A 17,023-nucleotide genomic window follows, 5' to 3' on the forward strand; every position below is an offset into this window, starting at 1 on the left:
GAGCACCACACACAGCAGGGGCGCCCCGACCGGGGCGCCCCTGCTGCGTGTGGCGGGAAGCCGCAGGCACCGGCGGCCTCGGGTCCGCGGCCCGTCAGACCTTGGTGCGCGAGGTGTTGTAGAGCTTCGCCGCCACCTCGGACACCTCGTCAAGGGTGCCGCTGCTGCCGCCGGTGAGGCCCACGACCGGGTCGATGATGTTGACTCCGGTCACGGTGGAGTAGTCACCCCAAACGCAGCTGGGGATCTTCGCCTCCTTCGGCATCCCGGGCTTGGGTTCCTTGACCGCGGTCATCTTGATCTCGGCGCACTTCATCACGGCGCCCTTGAAACCGGTCGGGGTGAATTCCTTCGGCGTACCCACCAGCTCGTACTTGACGCCGAGCTTCTCGGCCTCCTTGTTCTGGCCGATACCGGCGTAGTACGTGTCGACGGCCTTCTCCGGGTCGTCCACCTCGCCCCACAGTCCGTTGGCGCTGAGCGACTTGCCCTTGCCGGTCGGGGAGTTCGAGTACGAAGCGGCCGAGTTGTGCGCGTTCTTCACGCCGATGGCCTCGGCCTTCGCCTTCGCCTCCCCGTCCAGCGGGGTTTCGGGCGACGGCTTCGCCTCCTTCGGCTGCGCATACGCATCGACCGTCGCCGGGAAGGCCAGCTTGTGGCCCTTGGTGTCCGCGGAGATGCTGCTGCCCGCGCCGCCGCCCAGGAAGTACCAGCCGCCGCCCGCGATCACCACGACCGCGACGACCGCGCCGATGATCATTCCGGCCTTGGACTTCTTCGGGGGCTGGCCGCCGTACGGGGCCTGCTGCTGCGGGTGGCCGTACGCCGGCGACGGGGGCTGCTGGGGGTGGCCCTGCGGGGGGACGCCCGGCTGCTGCGGGTAGCCGTAGCCCGGCTGCGGGGCCGTGGGCTGGCCGTACGGGTTGGACTGGGGGGCGGGCTGGGAGGCGGGCTGGCCGTACGGGTTGGACTGGGGGGCGGGCTGCGGGGTGGGCTGGCCGTACGGGCCGGGCGGCGGCGGGGGCTGCTGCCCGTACGGTCCCGGCTGCTGAGGCTGCTGTCCGTAGGGCCCTGGCTGGTTGTAGCTCATCCCGCGTCCCCCCATGAGGTTGTTTATGCGTTTCACACATCCTGACGGAAGTCAGGCGCGGGAACGGCGCCGGGCCCCGGGAATACCGGTTTCATGACTGGACTGTTACCGCTCTAAACTGTGCCCCGTGACCGAGAACACGCAGACACCCAGCAGCCCCACCTCCGAACTGCCGACCACGTACGCGCCGGCCGAGGTAGAAGGGAAGCTCTACGAGCGCTGGGTAGAGCGCGGTTACTTCGAGGCGGACGCCAAGAGCGAGAAGCCTCCGTACGCGATCGTCATCCCGCCGCCCAACGTCACCGGCAGCCTGCACCTGGGCCACGCCTTCGAGCACACGCTGATCGACGCCCTCACCCGCCGCAAGCGCATGCAGGGGTACGAGACGCTGTGGCAGCCGGGCATGGACCACGCCGGCATCGCCACCCAGAACGTCGTCGAACGCGAGCTCGCCAAGGAGGGCAAGTCCCGCCACGATCTCGGCCGGGAGGCCTTCGTCGAGCGCGTCTGGCAGTGGAAGGGCGAGTCCGGCGGTCAGATTTCCGGCCAGATGCGCCGCCTCGGCGACGGCGTCGACTGGTCCCGTGAGCGCTTCACCATGGACGAGGGCCTCTCCGAGGCCGTCCAGACCATCTTCAAGAAGCTCTACGACGACGAGCTGATCTACCGCGCCGAGCGCATCATCAACTGGTGCCCCCGCTGCCTGACCGCGATCTCCGACATCGAGGTCGAGTACCAGGACGACGAGGGCGAGCTCGTCTCGATCCGCTACGGCGAGGGCGACGCTTCCATCGTCGTCGCGACCACCCGCGCCGAGACGATGCTGGGTGACACGGCCGTCGCCGTCCACCCCGAGGACGAGCGCTACAAGCACCTCGTCGGCACCGAGATCGAGCTGCCGCTCACCGGCCGCCGCATCCCGGTCGTCGCGGACGAGCACGTCGACCCGGAGTTCGGCACCGGCGCCGTCAAGGTGACCCCGGCGCACGACCCGAACGACTTCGAGATCGGCCAGCGCCACAACCTGCCGAACCTCGCCGTCATGGACGAGCACGCGATCATCACCACGCACGGCCCCTTCCAGGGCCTGGACCGCCTGGAAGCCCGCTCCGCCATCGTCGGCGCGCTGCGCGCCGAGGGCCGGATCGTCGCCGAGAAGCGCCCGTACACGCACTCCGTCGGCCACTGCTCGCGCTGCAAGACCACCATCGAGCCCCGTCTGTCGATGCAGTGGTGGGTCAAGGTCGGCCCGCTCGCCCAGGCCGCCGGTGACGCGGTCCGCAACGGCGAGGTCAAGATCCACCCGCAGGAGATGGAGAAGCGGTACTTCGACTGGGTCGACAACCTCCACGACTGGTGCATCTCGCGCCAGCTGTGGTGGGGTCACCGCATCCCGGTCTGGTACGGCCCGAACGGCGAGGTCGTCTGCGTCGGACCGGACGAGCAGCCGCCCACCGGCGAGGGCTGGACCCAGGACACCGACGTCCTGGACACGTGGTTCTCCTCGGGGCTGTGGCCGTTCTCCACGCTCGGCTGGCCGCAGCAGACCGACAGCCTGGCGAAGTTCTACCCGAACGCCGTCCTGGTCACCGGTTACGACATCCTCTTCTTCTGGGTCGCCCGGATGATGATGTTCGGCCTGTACGCGATGGACGGCACCCCGCCGTTCCACACCATCGCCCTGCACGGCATGGTCCGTGACGAGCGCGGCAAGAAGATGTCGAAGTCCTTCGGCAACGTGGTCAACCCGCTGGACTGGATGGACAAGTACGGTTCCGACGCCGTCCGCTTCACCCTGGCCCGCGGCGCCAACCCGGGTGTCGACGTTCCGATCGGCGAGGACTGGGTCCAGGCCTCCAGCAAGTTCGCCAACAAGATCTGGAACGCCACCCGTTTCGCGATGATGAACGGCGCCACGATCGAGGGTGACCTGCCGCCCGTCGAGCAGCTGTCGGCCACCGACCGCTGGATCCTGTCCCGGCTGAACGAGACGGTCGCGCAGGTCGACGCGTACTACGAGGACTACCAGTTCTCGAAGCTCAGCGAGGCGCTCTACCACTTCGCGTGGGACGAGGTCTTCGACTGGTACGTCGAGCTGTCGAAGACGACCTTCTTCGCGGGCGGCGAGCAGGCCGAGGTCTCCGGCCGCGTCCTCGGCGAGGTCATCGACGTCATGCTGCGGCTGCTGCACCCGGTCGTCCCCTTCGTCACCGAGACGCTGTGGACCACGCTCACCGGCGGCGAGTCCCTCGTCATCGCCGACTGGCCGAAGGACAGAGGCTTCCGCGACGCGGCAGCCGAGGCGGAGATCGCTTCCGTCCAGTCGGTGATCACCGAGGTCCGCCGCTTCCGCAAGGAGCAGGGGCTGCAGGACGGCCAGAAGGTTCCGGCCCGTCTGGAGCTGGGCGCCACCGGGCTGGGCGCCCACGAGGCGGCCATCCGGCAGCTGCTGCGCCTCCAGCCGGAGGGTGACTCCTTCAGCGCCACCGCGACCCTCCCGGTCGCCGGCGGCACCGTCGCCCTCGACCTGTCCGGGACCATCGACGTCGAGGCCGAGCGCAAGCGCCTGACGAAGGACCTGGGCGCCGCCGAGAAGGAGAAGCAGCAGGCCGAGGCGAAGCTGGGGAACGAGGCGTTCATCGCCAAGGCCCCGGACAACGTCGTGGACAAGATCAAGGGCCGGCTCGCCAAGGCCGAGGCGGACATCGCCCGGCTCCAGGCGCAGCTGGCGGGCCTCCCGGCCGCCTAGCGTCCCCGCAGGTTCAGGCGAAGGCCCCCGCGCCGTCGGTCGACGCGGGGGCCTTCGCCGTATCCCTTCCCCGTGCGGGATCCGGTGTCACGGTGAAGACTGTCCGAAGTGCCCTAAATCACTACTTTTTCGGTTCCGGGTGATCCGAACCGCTGCGCTGACCACGGATGATGGAGGGCATGCGCGTCAAGCCCGTCGTCCCGGCCTTCGACCGGCTGGTGGCTCTCGGCCGCCGGCACACCGAGAGTTGGGCCGGGTCGCCGCGGGCCGTGGACGTGCTCACGGCGCTCGGCTGCCTCGGCCTGATGGCCCTCGACCTTCCGGGTCTGGCCGCCGCCGACAACTCGCTGAGCGGGCCCACCGCCGCCGTCGTGCTCGCCCTGGGCTGCGCCACCCTGCTGGTGCGCCGCCGGCAGCCCTGGATCTCGTACCTGGCCGCGCTGCTGTTCATCGGCTGGCTGCACGAGCTCACCCTGATCCAGTTCGCCCTCTACTCGGTCGGCCGCTACCGCGGGCGCCGGGCCGGGATCCTCGCCACGCTCGGCTACGTCGCCTTCGCGCTGGCCATGTTCGTCCTGCCGGGCTGGCCCGAGCCCGCGGGGCAGACCCTCAGCGGGTTCCTCAGCCTGGTCGTGCCCATCGGGGTGCTCGCCTCCGCGGTGGGCATCGCCGCCTACCGGCACGACCTGGTGGGGGAGCTGACCGCCCGGCGGGCCGAGTCGGCCGTGCTCCACGCCGTCCAGCAGGAGCGCACCTCCGTGGCGCGCGACGTCCACGACTTCGTGGGGCGCGAGCTGACCCTGCTCACGGTCCGCTCCGAGGTGCTGTCGATGCGGGCGCGCGAGACGGCGTACGGGCCTGACTTCGAAGAGCTGGCCGACACCGCTCGGCGGGCCCATCTGGTGCTCAACGAGATCATCGTGCAGCGCGGGGAGCGGGCCTCGACCCCGGGTGTGGACGGGCTGCCCGCGCTCGCCGAGGAGAGCGGGCGGGCCGGATCACCGGTCCGGCTCGCGATGGACCAGGACGTGCACAGGCTCTCCCCGCTGCGGCAGGCGGCGGTCTACCGGGTGGTGCAGGAGTGCCTGACCAATGCCGCCAAGCACGCGCACGGGGAGACCATCTACGTGTCGATCACGGCGGACGGCCCCCGGCTGCGGATAGCCGTCAGCAACGCCCTGCCGGCCCGGACCCCGGACCCGGCCCCCGTCTCGGCGGGCTCGGGCACGGCGAGCATGTCCGAGCGCGTGCGCAGCCTGGGCGGGACCCTGACGGCGACGCGCACGCGGGACGCGTACGAGGTCGTCGCCAGCCTCCCGCGCGGCTGAAGCCCCCTACGCCTTCGCCGGGGCGAGCAGGCCGCCCAGGGCGTCCAGGTCCTCCACGCAGCGGCCGGAACCCAGCGCCACGCAGTCCAGCGGGTCGTCCGCGACGAAGACCGGGATGCCCGTGGCGGAGGCCATCCGCAGGTCCAGGCCGGGCAGCAGGGCGCCGCCACCGGTCAGCACGATGCCGTGTTCCATCACGTCACCGGAGAGTTCCGGCGGGCACTCCTCCAGGGTGGCGCGGACGGCGGCGATGATCGCCTCGACCGGCTCGTCGAGCGCGGCCCGGACGTCCTGGACGGTCAGCCGGAGGGTCTTGGGCATGCCGCCGACCTTCTCGCGGCCGCGCACGGTGAAGGTGCGCGTCTCCAGCTCAGGGCGGTCCGGGACCGGCCAGGCCGATCCGATGGCGACCTTTACGTCCTCGGCGGTGCGCTCCCCGATGAGCAGCCCGTGTTCCTTGCGCACGTGGTCCATGACCGCCGCGTCGAGCCGGTCCCCGCCCACGCGCAGCGACCGGGACGTGACGATGCCGCCCAGCGAGATGACGGCGACCTCGGAGGTGCCGCCGCCGATGTCCACGACCATGGAGCCGCGGGGTTCGGCCACGGGCAGCCCGGCGCCGATCGCCGCGGCCATCGGCTCCTCGATCAGGTGCACGACCCTGGCTCCCGCCCGGGTGGACGCCTGGACGATGGCCCGCCGCTCGACCGGGGTGACTCCGGAGGGCACGCAGATCACCATCCGGGTGCGGGGCCGCCGGCCCGGTACGGCCTTGCGGACGAAGTGCCGGATCATCTCCTCCGCGGCCTCGTAGTCGCAGATCACGCCGCCCCTGAGGGGACGGATCGCGGTGATGGAGCCGGGGGTGCGGCCGATGGTCTCCTTGGCGTCCGTACCGATGGCCAGGGCGGTGGTGGTGCCCGCCTTCACGGCGACCACGGACGGCTCATTGAGGACGATCCCGTGCCCCCGTGCGTAGACGAGGGTGTTGGCGGTGCCCAGGTCGATCCCTATGTCGCGGCTGGATGCTGTCTTGTTACTGCTGGCCTGCGGCATTTATTCCCCTATCTCCTGTCGCAAGGCTTGCATAACGATCCGGTCGCTCCTGGGGTCGGAGGTCCCGAAACGGCCGGGCCGAAAGTCCTCCGGGTCCCCGTCCGTAGACTGGCCCTGTGAGTGACCAGCAGCCCGAGAGCCACGACCGCGACGACCACGACGACCTCGCCGCCCCCTTCGACGAGTTCGACCAGATTGTGGCGGAAGAGTCCGACCGCGACCCCGACCTGGCGGTGATCGAGGCCGGCAGCCGCACCCTGCGTGCCCAGGCCGGACCGCCCCAGGGCGACCCGGTACCCGCCCGGCCCGTCGACCCCGAGGTCGCCAGGGCGCTGTTGGAGGTGGAGCAGGAGCTCGCCACCCGTTGGGGCGAGACCAAGCTGGAGCCCTCGGTGTCGCGGATCGCGGCGCTGATGGACGTGCTGGGCGAGCCGCAGCGCGCGTACCCGTCCATCCACGTCACCGGCACCAACGGCAAGACGAGCACGGCCCGCATGATCGAGGCCCTGCTGAACGCCTTCGAGCTGCGCACCGGGCGCTACACCAGCCCGCACGTGCAGTCGATCACCGAGCGGATCAGCCTCGACGGGGCGCCGATCACCGCCGAGCGGTTCGTCGAGACGTACCACGACGTCAAGCCGTACGTGGAGATGGTCGACGCCGCCGAGGAGTACCGGCTGTCCTTCTTCGAGGTGCTCACCGGAATGGCCTACGCGGCCTTCGCGGACACCCCGGTGGACGTGGCCGTGGTCGAGGTCGGCATGGGCGGCAGCTGGGACGCGACCAACGTCATCGACGCGACCGTCGCGGTGGTCACCCCGATCAGCCTGGACCACACCGACCGGCTCGGCTCCACGCCCGGTGAGATCGCTGTGGAGAAGGGTGGCATCGTCAAGCAGGACGCGACCGTGATCCTGGCCCAGCAGCCGGTGGACGCGGCGCAGGTGCTGCTGAAGAAGGCCGTCGAGGTGGACGCGACGGTGGCCCGCGAGGGCATGGAGTTCGGGGTCGTCTCCCGCGAGGTCGCGGTCGGCGGCCAGCAGCTGACGCTGCGCGGTGTGGGCGGCGAGTACGACGGCATCTTCCTGCCGCTGTACGGCGCGCACATGGCGCACAACGCGGCGGTGGCGCTGGCCGCCGTCGAGGCCTTCTTCGGGATCGGCCAGGAGCACGCCCGGGTCCTGGACGTGGACACCGTGCGCAAGGCCTTCGCCTCGGTGTCCTCGCCGGGCCGCATGGAGGTCGTGCGGCGCAGCCCGACGGTGGTCCTGGACGCGGCGCACAACCCGGCGGGCGCGGCGGCCACCGCGGAGGCGGTTACCGAGTCCTTCGGCTTCAGCCGGCTCATCGGTGTGGTCGCCGCGAGTGCGGACAAGGACGTACGCGGGGTGCTGGAGGCCTTCGAGCCGATCCTCGCGGAGGTGGTGGTGACGGAGAACTCCAGCCACCGCTCGATGGGCGCGGACGAGCTGGCGGCCGTCGCGGTCGAGGTCTTCGGCGCGGACCGGGTGCAGGTGGAGCCGCGGCTGGACGACGCCCTGGAGGCGGCGATCACCCTGGCGGAGGAAGAGGCCGAATACGGAGGGGCCGGGGTCCTGGTGACCGGTTCCGTGATCACGGTGGGCGAGGCCCGCCTGCTGCTGAAGAGGGGCTGAGGGATGCGCACGCTGTGTGCGAGCACGCTGATCGGCGAGTTCTTCGTGATCGGCTTCGCGGGGCTGGTGGCGATGAAGAACCCCGATCTGACCCAGGCCACGGTCTGGACGGTGTGCGGGATCACCATGCTGCTGTCGGTGCTGCTGTGCGGGATGTTGTCGCGTCCCGGGGCGGTCCAGCTCGGTTGGGCCCTGCAGATCGGCCTGATCGCGAGCGGGTTCGTCGTGCCGACGATGTTCTTCCTCGGCGCGGTGTTCGCCGGGCTGTGGTGGTGTTCCGTGCACTACGGCCGCAAGATCGACACGATCAAGGCGCGCTGGGCGGCCGCGCAGGAGGCGCAGGGGGCACCCGGGGCGCCTGACGCTGCCTGACGGGTCCCCTGGTCGGCCCTGTAGATTCGCCCTACCGCACCCGTTTGCCGCAAGGAGCCGCAACATGACCCAGCGCACCCTCGTCCTGCTCAAGCCCGACGCCGTCCGTCGTGGTCTGGTCGGCGAGATCATCGGCCGCATCGAGCGGAAGGCCGGCTGGACCATCCCCGCGCTGGAGCTGCGTACGCTGGACCAGGAGATCCTGGAGGCGCACTACGGCGAGCACAAGGGCCGGCCGTTCTACGAGCCCCTCATGGGCTTCATGGCGAGCGGCCCCGTCGTCGCCCTGGTGGTCGAAGGCGAGCGGGTGATCGAGGGTGTCCGCCAGTTGGCCGGACCCACTGACCCGATCGCGGCGGCGCCCGGCTCCATCCGGGGTGACTTCGGCACGATCACGCGTGAGAACCTGATCCACGCCTCGGACTCGGAGGAGTCCGCCGAGCGTGAGCTGAAGCTGTTCTTCCCGGCGCTCTGAGCACTCTTTCCTGACGGAACATCAGCCGAATAGCGCTCACGACCTGGGGCGACCGAAGTAATTTCGGTCGCCCCACGGTATTTCCGGGCCGCAGCGGGAACGCCTGGGCAGGACACGTCGTCACCACTGAGGGGGCGGGTATCCATTCCGGCGGGATTGCCGGAGTCCCGTCGCGCGGTCTTCGTACTTGCGGCACTACGATGGGGCCTCCACCCACACACCCACCTCGCCGACCTGACAGCAGCCGCTATCAACTGGAAGGCCAGACGCTCCTCATGGGGAACAAGGGGAACAAAATGTCGTTCATCGGCCGTGACATGGCGATCGACCTCGGGACCGCCAACACGCTGGTGTACGTGAGGGGCCGGGGGATCGTCCTGAACGAGCCGTCCGTGGTCGCCATCAACACGAACACCGGTGGCATCCTGGCGGTCGGCTCGGAGGCGAAGAAGATGATCGGGCGCACGCCCGGCAACATCGTCGCCGTACGGCCCCTCAAGGACGGAGTCATCGCCGACTTCGAGATCACCGAGCGCATGCTCCGGTACTTCATCCTTAAGATCCACAAGCGCCGCTACCTGGCCCGCCCGCGCGTGGTGGTCTGCGTTCCCTCCGGGATCACGGGAGTGGAGCGACGCGCCGTCATCGAGGCGTCCACGCAGGCCGGCGCCCGCCAGGTGCACATCATCGAAGAGCCCATGGCCGCCGCCATCGGCTCGGGCCTGCCCGTCCACGAGGCCACCGGCAACATGGTCGTGGACATCGGCGGCGGCACCACGGAGGTCGCCGTCATCTCCCTCGGCGGAATCGTCACGGCACAGTCCATCCGAGTGGCCGGCGACGAGCTCGACAACGCGATCATCCAGCACATCAAGAAGGAGTACTCGCTCCTCCTCGGTGAGCGCACGGCCGAGCAGATCAAGATCACCATCGGGTCGGCGTACGACCTCGACCAGGACGAGCACACCGAGATCCGCGGGCGTGACCTCGTCTCGGGCCTGCCCAAGACGGTCGTCATCTCGGCCGCCGAGGTGCGCAAGGCCATCGAGGAGCCGGTCAACTCCATCGTCGACGCGGTCAAGACCACGCTCGACAAGTGCCCGCCTGAGCTCTCCGGCGACATCATGGACCGCGGCATCGTCCTGACCGGCGGCGGCGCGCTGCTGCGCGGCCTCGACGAGCGGCTGCGCCGGGAGACCGGCATGCCGATCCACATCGCGGAGGACCCGCTCGACTCGGTCGCCCTCGGCTCCGGCAAGTGCGTCGAGGAGTTCGAGGCCCTCCAGCAGGTCCTGGACGCCCAGCCCCGTCGCTGACAGACGCCCCTCCCTGCCGGAGGGGCCATGCGGAACACACAAGGATCCGCCGTACGGGTGCTACCGGGCCCGTGCGGCGGATCGTTGATATACAGGCAAAAGAGAAATCCGACGAGGAAGGCACGGCCGCCGCACGTGAGGGACACACGAGAAAGCCGGCTGCTCCTGGTGCTTCTGATCGCCATCGCGTTCGCATTGATCACGGTGGACATCAGGGCAGGCGAGGAGTCGCCGGTCGACGGTGCCCGGCAGGCCGCCGCAGCGGTCTTCGGCCCGGTCGAGGAAGGTGTGGCGACCGCGGTCGATCCGGTCGCCAACGCCATAGGGGCGGTACGGGACTCCGGCGAGCGCCACAACCGCATCGCCACGCTGGAGCGCGAGAACGCGGCGCTGAAGGCCAAGCTGGGCAGCGAGGACCAGACCCGCAGCCGCATCCACGAGCTCGACGAGATGCTCAAGCGGGCCGGCGCCGGGCAGTACGGCATCAAGGGTGCCGAGGTCATCGCCATAGGAGCGGCCCAGGGCTTCTCGTGGACCGTCACCATCGACGCCGGCAGCAAGGACGGCATCGAACGCGACATGACCGTCCTCAACGGGGACGGACTCGTCGGACGGGTCAGCACCGTCGGCCCCGACACCGCCACCGTCGTCCTCGCCAACGACCCCGACTTCACCGTCGGCACCCGGCTGGAGAAGACCGGTGAACTGGGCTTCGCCACCGGCCAGGGCGACCGCGCCCTGTCGGTCCAGATGCTCAACGGCAAGGCCAAGGTCAGCCCCGGCGACCGGCTCGTCACCTTCGGCTCGCGCGGCAACAAGCCCTTCGTGCCCGGCGTGCCGATCGGCGAGGTGGTCAAGGTCGACCCCTCGCGCGGCGACCTGACCCGCACCGTCTGGGTGCGTCCGTTCGTCGGCTTCTCGCGCCTGGACATCGTCGGCGTCGTGGTGATGCCGCCGCGCGAGGACCCCCGCGACGCGGTCCTGCCGCCCAAGCCCGAGGCCCCCAAGCCCACCCCGACGGTCACCGTGACGGTCACCCCGTCCGGGTCCGCCGGCGCCGCCAAGCCGGCCGACGACTAGGAGCAGACCCCGCATGCGCTTCAACCGGATCCTGCTCTCGGCCACGCTCCTCGTGGTCGCGCTCGTCATCCAGGTCACCGTCCTGGGCCGACTCCAACTGCCGGGCGCCGTGCCCGACCTACTGCTCCTCACGGTCGTCTCGCTCGCCCTCGTGTACGGGCACGTCAGCGGTGCGCTCATCGGCTTCGCCGCCGGTCTGCTCGCCGACCTGGCCCCGCCCGCCGACCACGCCGCCGGGCGGTACGCGCTCGTCCTGTGCGTCATCGGCTACGTCGCCGGGCTGACCCGCCCCGACGGCGGCCGGTTCCGTTCCGCCTGGGGCCCGATGCTCACCGTCGTCGTCGCCGCGATCGGCTCCACCCTGCTCTACGCGGGTGTGGGCGCCCTCGTCGGTGACACCGCCGCCCGCCACGTCGGTCTGACCGGGCTGCTGTTCACCGCGACCCTCTATGACCTGCTGCTCGCGCCGTTCACCGTGCCGTGGATCATGGCGCTGGCGCGGAAGGCCGAGAACGACCCGATGGCCGTCGAGGCCGGCGGCGGCCCCGCCAACAAGGCCGCCGACGTCTCCGCCGGCTGGCTGGCCGGCGGTACGGGCCTGCGCATCGGCAGCCAGCGCGGCGGCCTGCGCCTGAAGACCGCCCGCTCGCGGGCCAACAAAGCCGTCCGTATAAAGGGGGTCAAGGCGGTCAAGGGTGTGAAGAGCGTCAAAAAGCTGTGAGGGAGGAGCAGTCGTGACCAATGTTCCGGAGACCGGCCGAACCTCCCGGGTGCAGATCAGGCTCGTCATGATCCAGGTGCTCGTCCTCTCGATGTTCCTCACCCTCGGCGGACGGCTCTGGTACCTCCAGATCCGCAACGGCGACGAGTACTACCACGAGGCGAAGAGCAACCACGTCCAGCGGGTCGTCCAACCCGCCGTGCGCGGCTCGATCCTCGACGCCCGCGGGGTTCCGCTCGCCGACAACGAGACCCGCCTCGTCGTCTCCGCCAGCCGTACCGCGCTGATGAAGATGAAGGACAAGGGCAAGGGAGTCATGGCCCGCCTCGCCGACGTCCTGGACATGACCCCCAAGGAGGTCATGGACAAGGTCCGGCTCTGCGACTCCCAGACCCCCGCGCCCTGCTGGAACGGCTCCCCCTACCAGCCGATCCCGGTCACCCTCGAAGCCACCACGCAACAGGCGCTGCAGCTGCGCGAACGCCCGGAGGACTTCCCCGGCATCACCGCCGAGCCCACCGCCGTCCGCCGCTACCCGGCGCCCGGCGGGGCCCGCACCGCACAGGTGCTCGGCTACCTCTCGCCGGTCACCGACGAGGAGATCCAGAAGGCCAAGGACTCCGACTCGCCGCACCTGCGTTCCGACCAGGTCGGGCGCTCCGGCATCGAACGCACCTACGACAGGCAGCTGCGCGGCAAGGCGGAGGTCACCTCGTACGAGGTCGACAACCTCGGCCGGGTCATGGGCCAGACCAAGTCCGACCCGGGCGTGGCCGGATCCACCCTCATCACCAGCATCGACGCCCGGGTCCAGGCCGTCGCCGAGTACGAGCTCCAGGACGCGATGAAGGTCGTCCGCAACGAGACCGACAACATCACCGGCCGCAAGTACGAGGCCGACTCGGGAGCCGTCGTTGTCATGGAGGCCAAGACCGGCCGCATCGTCGCGATGGCCTCCCAGCCCGACTACGACCCCAACACCTGGGTCGGCGGCATCTCCGGCAAGGACTACGCGAAGCTCACCAGCAAGGGCTCCAACTACCCGCTGCTCAACCGGGGCATCCAGGGCATGGCCCCCGCGGGCTCCATCTTCAAGGTGGTCTCCGCGAGCGCGGCCGTCCGGGCCGGCTACAAGTTCGACGACAAGTACAACTGCAGCAGCTCCTACAGCCTTGGCGGCCGGAGCTTCGCGAACTTCGAGTCCAAGGGGCACGGCCCGATCACCCTCGGGGACGCCCTCAAGTTCTCCTGCAACACCGTCTTCTACGCCCTGGGCCACAAGGAGTGGCAGCGCGACGGCGGCCTCAGCCCCAAGAAGGACGCCCACGACTGGTTCTACCGGACCGCCCGGGAGTTCGGACTCGGCTCCGAGACCGGGATCGACCTGCCGAACGAGGTCACCGGCCGGATCCCCGACCGGAAGTGGAAGCAGAACTTCTGGAAGGCCAACAAGAACGCCTGGTGCAAGCAGGGCAAGCGGGGCGGCACCTACGTCGAGCAGATCGCCTACGAGAGCTGCCTCGAAGGCAACCAGCTGAAGGCCTACGACAGCATCAACTTCGCCATCGGCCAGGGCGACGTCCTCGTCACCCCCATCCAGATGGCCACCGCGTACTCCGCCATCAGCAACGGGGGCACCCTCTACAACCCCACGGTCGGCAAGGCCGTGATCAGCCCCGACGGCAAGCACATCGAGATGATCAAGCCCCAGTCGCACGGCCGGCTGCCGATCGACGCCAAGACCATCAGCGACCTCGACGGGGGCCTGCGCTCGGTCGTCGAGCCCGGCGGCACCGCCGCCTGGCGGTTCGGCGGCTGGCCGATGGACAAGATCCCGATGCACGCCAAGACCGGCACCGCCCAGGTCTACGGCAAGCAGACCACGTCATGGCTGGCGACCTACACCAAGGACTTCACGATCGTCATGACGATCTCCCAGGGCGGCACCGGCTCGGGTGCCTCCGGCCCCGCCGTCCGCAACCTCTACAACGCCATCTACGGTCTGACCATGGACGGGAAGCAGGACCTCAAGAAGGCCCTGCTGCTGGGCCCCGAGGCGAAGCTGCCCCGGATCGAGCCCGACGGCTCCATCATTTCCCCGGAGATCCGGCCGTACGTGCCGGCGTCCCCGGAGGATCTGGAACCGGCCGTGCTCGCAGGGCCGCCCGCCCCACCCGCGGCACGCCAGGATTAGGGGGTGTCTTGCCGATCCGGGCGGGCTCGCGGTGGCCGGTGCCGCACCGCGCCGCGTTGTCCTCGGTCGGCGACGCTCCGCGTCGCCTCCCTCGTCCGCCTTGCGCTGCACGGCACCGGCCACCGCTCCCCGATCCGCCCTGATCGACAAGACACCCCCTAAGGGAAGACATGCCGACCGCCAACAAGTTCTCCGTCTCCCGGTACGCGCCCGAGCGCGGGGCGATGGCCAAGCTCACCGCCCGCGACTCGGTAGTGCGCCGGCTCGACTGGCCGATACTCCTCTCCGCGACCGCCCTCTCCTGCATCGGCGCCCTGCTGGTGTGGTCGGCGACCCGCAACAGGACCACGCTGAACCAGGGGGACCCGTACTACTTCCTGGCCCGGCACGCCCTGAACACCGGCATCGGCCTCGTGCTGATGATCGGCACGATCTGGCTCGGCCACCGCACCCTGCGCGGCGCCGTGCCGGTCCTCTACGGGCTCTCCCTGGTGCTGATCCTCGCCGTGCTGACCCCGCTCGGCGCCACCATCAACGGCGCCCACGCGTGGATCGTCATCGGCGGCGGGTTCTCCCTCCAGCCGTCCGAGTTCGTGAAGATCACGATCATCCTGGTGATGGCGATGCTGCTGGCCACCCGGGTGGACGCGGGCGACCTCGCCCACCCCGACCACCGCACGGTCGTCAAGGCGCTCTGCCTGGCCGCGGCCCCGATGGGCATCGTCATGCTGATGCCCGACCTCGGCTCCGTGATGGTCATGATCGTGATAGTGCTCGGCGTGCTGCTGGCCTCCGGCGCCTCCAACCGCTGGGTGCTCGGCCTGCTCGGCGCCGGCGCGAGCGGTGCCGTCCTGATATGGCAGCTCGGCGTCCTCGACGAATACCAGATCAACCGCTTCGCGGCCTTCGCCAACCCCGAGCTCGACCCGGCGGGCGTCGGCTACAACACCAACCAGGCGCGCATCGCGATCGGCTCGGGCGGTCTGACCGGCTCGGGGCTGTTCAAGGGCTCGCAGACCACCGGCCAATTCGTACCCGAGCAGCAGACCGACTTCGTCTTCACCGTGGCGGGGGAGGAGCTCGGCTTCGTCGGGGCCGGGCTGATCCTGCTGCTGCTCGGCGTCATCCTGTGGCGGGCCTGCATGATCGCCCGGGAGACCACCGAGCTGTACGGGACGATCGTGTGCGCCGGGATCATCGCCTGGTTCGCCTTCCAGTCCTTCGAGAACATCGGGATGACCCTCGGGATCATGCCGGTGGCCGGGCTCCCCCTACCGTTCGTCTCGTACGGAGGATCATCGATGTTCGCCGTGTGGGTGGCGATCGGGCTCCTACAGTCGATCAAGGTGCAACGGCCATTGTCAGCCTGATGTTCCGTTCACCCTGCCGACGTGATCCGTTCAGGACTAAGTTCGGTCTATGGCGGACACCAAGCGCGAAATCGAGCGGAAATTCGAGTTCTCCAAGGCCAAATCTGCCCGGCGCGGGGTGCCGGACCTGACGGGCACGGCCGCCATCGCCGCCGTCTCCGACCAGGGCACCATCGACCTCGACGCCGTCTACTACGACACCCCCGACCAGCGGCTCGCCGCCGACGGCCTCACCCTGAGGCGCAGAACCGGCGGCGCGGACGAGGGCTGGCACCTCAAACTGCCCGTCTCCCCGGGAGTGCGCGACGAGATCGGGGCCGCGCTCAGCGACACGCTCCCGCCCTCCCTCGCCGCCCTCGTCCGCTCCCGAGTCCGCGGCGCCGGACTCCAGCCGCAGGTCAGGCTCCTCTCCTCGCGCAAGATCAGCCACCTCCTCGACGCGGGCGGCGCCCTGCTCGCGGAACTGAGCACCGACGCCGTCGTCGCCGAGCGCGGCGAGACCACCGCCACCTGGACCGAGGTCGAGGTGGAACTCGCCGACGGCGTCGACCCCGAACTGCTCGACGCCGTGGAGAAGACCTTCCGCAAGGCCGGACTCCGGGTCTCCGACGCCCCCTCGAAGCTGGCCCGGGCCCTCGCCGAGACCGCGGGCGAGCCCCCGGCCCGGCCCGGGGGCGGCGGCCCCGAGGGCACCGCGGGCGCGCACGTGCTCGCGTACCTGCGCGAACAGCGCGACGCGCTCGTCGCCCAGGACCCGGCCGTGCGCCGCGGACTGCCGGACTCCGTCCACCAGATGCGGGTCGCCAGCCGCCGGATCCGCAGCGCCTTCAAGACGTACCGCAAGGTCATCGACCGGGCCGCCACCGACCCGATCGGCGAGGAGCTGCGCTGGCTCGCCGCCGAGCTCGGCGTCGACCGCGACCAGGAGGTCCTGCTGGAGCGGATCCAGACCCACCTCGGCGAGCTGCCCCGCACCCTCCTGATCGGCCCGGTCCGCAGCAGGCTGCGCGTGTGGAACACCGCCCGCCGCTCCGGCTCGCGGCGCCGGGCCCTGGCCGTGCTCGACAGCGCGCGCTACCTGGCCCTGCTGGACTCCCTCGAGGCCCTGCTGGAGGCGCCGCCCCTGCTGACGGGCGCCGCCCGACCCCCGGAAGCGGTCCTGCCGAAGGCGGTGCTCCGCGACTACGCGCGCCTCGCCGTCCGGGTCGAGAGCGCCCTCTCGCTCGCCGAGGGAGAGCAGCGCGACCTGGCCCTGCACGACGCCCGCAAGGCGGCCAAGCGGGTCCGGTACGCGGCCGAGTCGGCCGTTCCCGTGCTCGGCGGACCGGCGAAGAACCTGGCCAAGGCGGGGAAGGCGGTGCAGAACCTGCTCGGCGACCACCAGGACAGCGTGGTGGCCCGCGGCGCCCTGCGCGGCCTCGCCGTCCAGGCGACGGCCGCCGGGGAGTCCGCCTTCACCTGGGGCGTGCTCTACGCACGCGAGGAGGCCCTGGCGGAGCGGCGCGAGAGGGAGCTTCCGGACGTCTGGGCGACGTTCTCCGACCCGGCGCTCCGGGCCGGCCTGGGATGATCATGCGGGTGGGGGCGGCTGAGCCTCAAGGTACGCTTGAGAGCTGC

At 70.4% G+C, this 17,023-nt stretch carries 13 protein-coding genes; 11 read left to right on the forward strand and 2 right to left on the reverse strand.

Annotated features, from left to right (window positions below):
* Nucleotides 1-94: 94 nt before the first annotated feature.
* Nucleotides 95-1,090 carry a hypothetical protein gene (locus OG207_RS28290; protein ID WP_329102072.1) on the reverse strand — a complete coding sequence of 332 codons (996 nt, stop codon included), beginning with the start codon at nucleotides 1,088-1,090 and terminating at the stop codon, nucleotides 95-97.
* 127 nt (nucleotides 1,091-1,217) lie between these two features.
* On the opposite strand from OG207_RS28290, the gene OG207_RS28295 reads away from it, so the two are divergent.
* Nucleotides 1,218-3,839, forward strand: coding sequence for a valine--tRNA ligase (locus tag OG207_RS28295; RefSeq protein WP_329102074.1), 2,622 nt, complete (start codon nucleotides 1,218-1,220; stop codon nucleotides 3,837-3,839).
* A 179-nt stretch (nucleotides 3,840-4,018) separates the two neighbouring features.
* Nucleotides 4,019-5,167, forward strand: coding sequence for a sensor histidine kinase (locus tag OG207_RS28300; RefSeq protein ID WP_329102077.1), 1,149 nt, complete (start codon nucleotides 4,019-4,021; stop codon nucleotides 5,165-5,167).
* A 6-nt stretch (nucleotides 5,168-5,173) separates the two neighbouring features.
* Here OG207_RS28300 and OG207_RS28305 read toward each other — a convergent pair whose 3' ends face one another.
* Complete coding sequence (locus OG207_RS28305; RefSeq protein WP_329102078.1) at nucleotides 5,174-6,223, reverse strand: rod shape-determining protein; 1,050 nt, start codon at nucleotides 6,221-6,223, stop codon at nucleotides 5,174-5,176.
* Between the two features lie 116 nt (nucleotides 6,224-6,339).
* Between OG207_RS28305 and folC the strand changes: the two genes are divergently transcribed.
* The 9 genes from folC (at nucleotide 6,340) to OG207_RS28350 (ending at nucleotide 16,976) form a co-directional block, all read left to right on the forward strand.
* Entirely contained in the window at nucleotides 6,340-7,878 is a 1,539-nt protein-coding gene (gene folC, locus OG207_RS28310; RefSeq protein ID WP_402695066.1) for a bifunctional tetrahydrofolate synthase/dihydrofolate synthase, read from the forward strand.
* A gap of 3 nt (nucleotides 7,879-7,881) precedes the next feature.
* On the forward strand, nucleotides 7,882-8,250 hold the full coding sequence (locus OG207_RS28315; protein ID WP_329102080.1) for a DUF4233 domain-containing protein: 369 nt from the start codon (nucleotides 7,882-7,884) through the stop codon (nucleotides 8,248-8,250).
* Nucleotides 8,251-8,314: 64 nt separating this feature from the next.
* A complete protein-coding gene (ndk, locus tag OG207_RS28320) occupies nucleotides 8,315-8,725 on the forward strand; it encodes a nucleoside-diphosphate kinase (RefSeq protein ID WP_329102082.1) in 411 nt (136 codons plus the stop codon).
* Between the two features lie 296 nt (nucleotides 8,726-9,021).
* Nucleotides 9,022-10,041 carry a rod shape-determining protein gene (locus OG207_RS28325; protein ID WP_329102084.1) on the forward strand — a complete coding sequence of 340 codons (1,020 nt, stop codon included), beginning with the start codon at nucleotides 9,022-9,024 and terminating at the stop codon, nucleotides 10,039-10,041.
* 135 nt (nucleotides 10,042-10,176) lie between these two features.
* A complete protein-coding gene (mreC, locus tag OG207_RS28330) occupies nucleotides 10,177-11,121 on the forward strand; it encodes a rod shape-determining protein MreC (protein ID WP_329102086.1) in 945 nt (314 codons plus the stop codon).
* Between the two features lie 13 nt (nucleotides 11,122-11,134).
* A complete protein-coding gene (gene mreD / locus OG207_RS28335; RefSeq protein WP_329102088.1) occupies nucleotides 11,135-11,842 on the forward strand; it encodes a rod shape-determining protein MreD in 708 nt (235 codons plus the stop codon).
* A 13-nt stretch (nucleotides 11,843-11,855) separates the two neighbouring features.
* Complete coding sequence (mrdA, locus tag OG207_RS28340; RefSeq protein ID WP_329102090.1) at nucleotides 11,856-14,036, forward strand: penicillin-binding protein 2; 2,181 nt, start codon at nucleotides 11,856-11,858, stop codon at nucleotides 14,034-14,036.
* A gap of 170 nt (nucleotides 14,037-14,206) precedes the next feature.
* Nucleotides 14,207-15,406: a rod shape-determining protein RodA gene (rodA, locus tag OG207_RS28345; protein WP_329102092.1), complete on the forward strand. Its 1,200-nt coding sequence runs from the start codon at nucleotides 14,207-14,209 to the stop codon at nucleotides 15,404-15,406.
* Between the two features lie 49 nt (nucleotides 15,407-15,455).
* A complete protein-coding gene (locus tag OG207_RS28350) occupies nucleotides 15,456-16,976 on the forward strand; it encodes a CYTH and CHAD domain-containing protein (protein WP_329102094.1) in 1,521 nt (506 codons plus the stop codon).
* The last annotated feature ends 47 nt before the right edge of the window (nucleotides 16,977-17,023 follow it).

Origin of the sequence: Streptomyces sp. NBC_01439 (genome assembly GCF_036227605.1) — a bacterium.
Classification (GTDB): domain Bacteria; phylum Actinomycetota; class Actinomycetes; order Streptomycetales; family Streptomycetaceae; genus Streptomyces.

What these genes read in the sequence shown, in the direction of transcription:
- ndk (WP_329102082.1), top strand. Translation starts at nt 8,315, where the DNA reads ATGACCCAGCGCACCCTCGTCCTGCTCAAGCCCGACGCCGTCCGTCGT.
- OG207_RS28315 (WP_329102080.1), top strand. Translation starts at nt 7,882, where the DNA reads ATGCGCACGCTGTGTGCGAGCACGCTGATCGGCGAGTTCTTCGTGATC.
- OG207_RS28305 (WP_329102078.1), bottom strand. Translation starts at nt 6,223, where the DNA reads ATGCCGCAGGCCAGCAGTAACAAGACAGCATCCAGCCGCGACATAGGG.
- OG207_RS28350 (WP_329102094.1), top strand. Translation starts at nt 15,456, where the DNA reads ATGGCGGACACCAAGCGCGAAATCGAGCGGAAATTCGAGTTCTCCAAG.
- OG207_RS28325 (WP_329102084.1), top strand. Translation starts at nt 9,022, where the DNA reads ATGTCGTTCATCGGCCGTGACATGGCGATCGACCTCGGGACCGCCAAC.
- rodA (WP_329102092.1), top strand. Translation starts at nt 14,207, where the DNA reads ATGCCGACCGCCAACAAGTTCTCCGTCTCCCGGTACGCGCCCGAGCGC.
- OG207_RS28290 (WP_329102072.1), bottom strand. Translation starts at nt 1,090, where the DNA reads ATGAGCTACAACCAGCCAGGGCCCTACGGACAGCAGCCTCAGCAGCCG.
- mreD (WP_329102088.1), top strand. Translation starts at nt 11,135, where the DNA reads ATGCGCTTCAACCGGATCCTGCTCTCGGCCACGCTCCTCGTGGTCGCG.
- OG207_RS28300 (WP_329102077.1), top strand. Translation starts at nt 4,019, where the DNA reads ATGCGCGTCAAGCCCGTCGTCCCGGCCTTCGACCGGCTGGTGGCTCTC.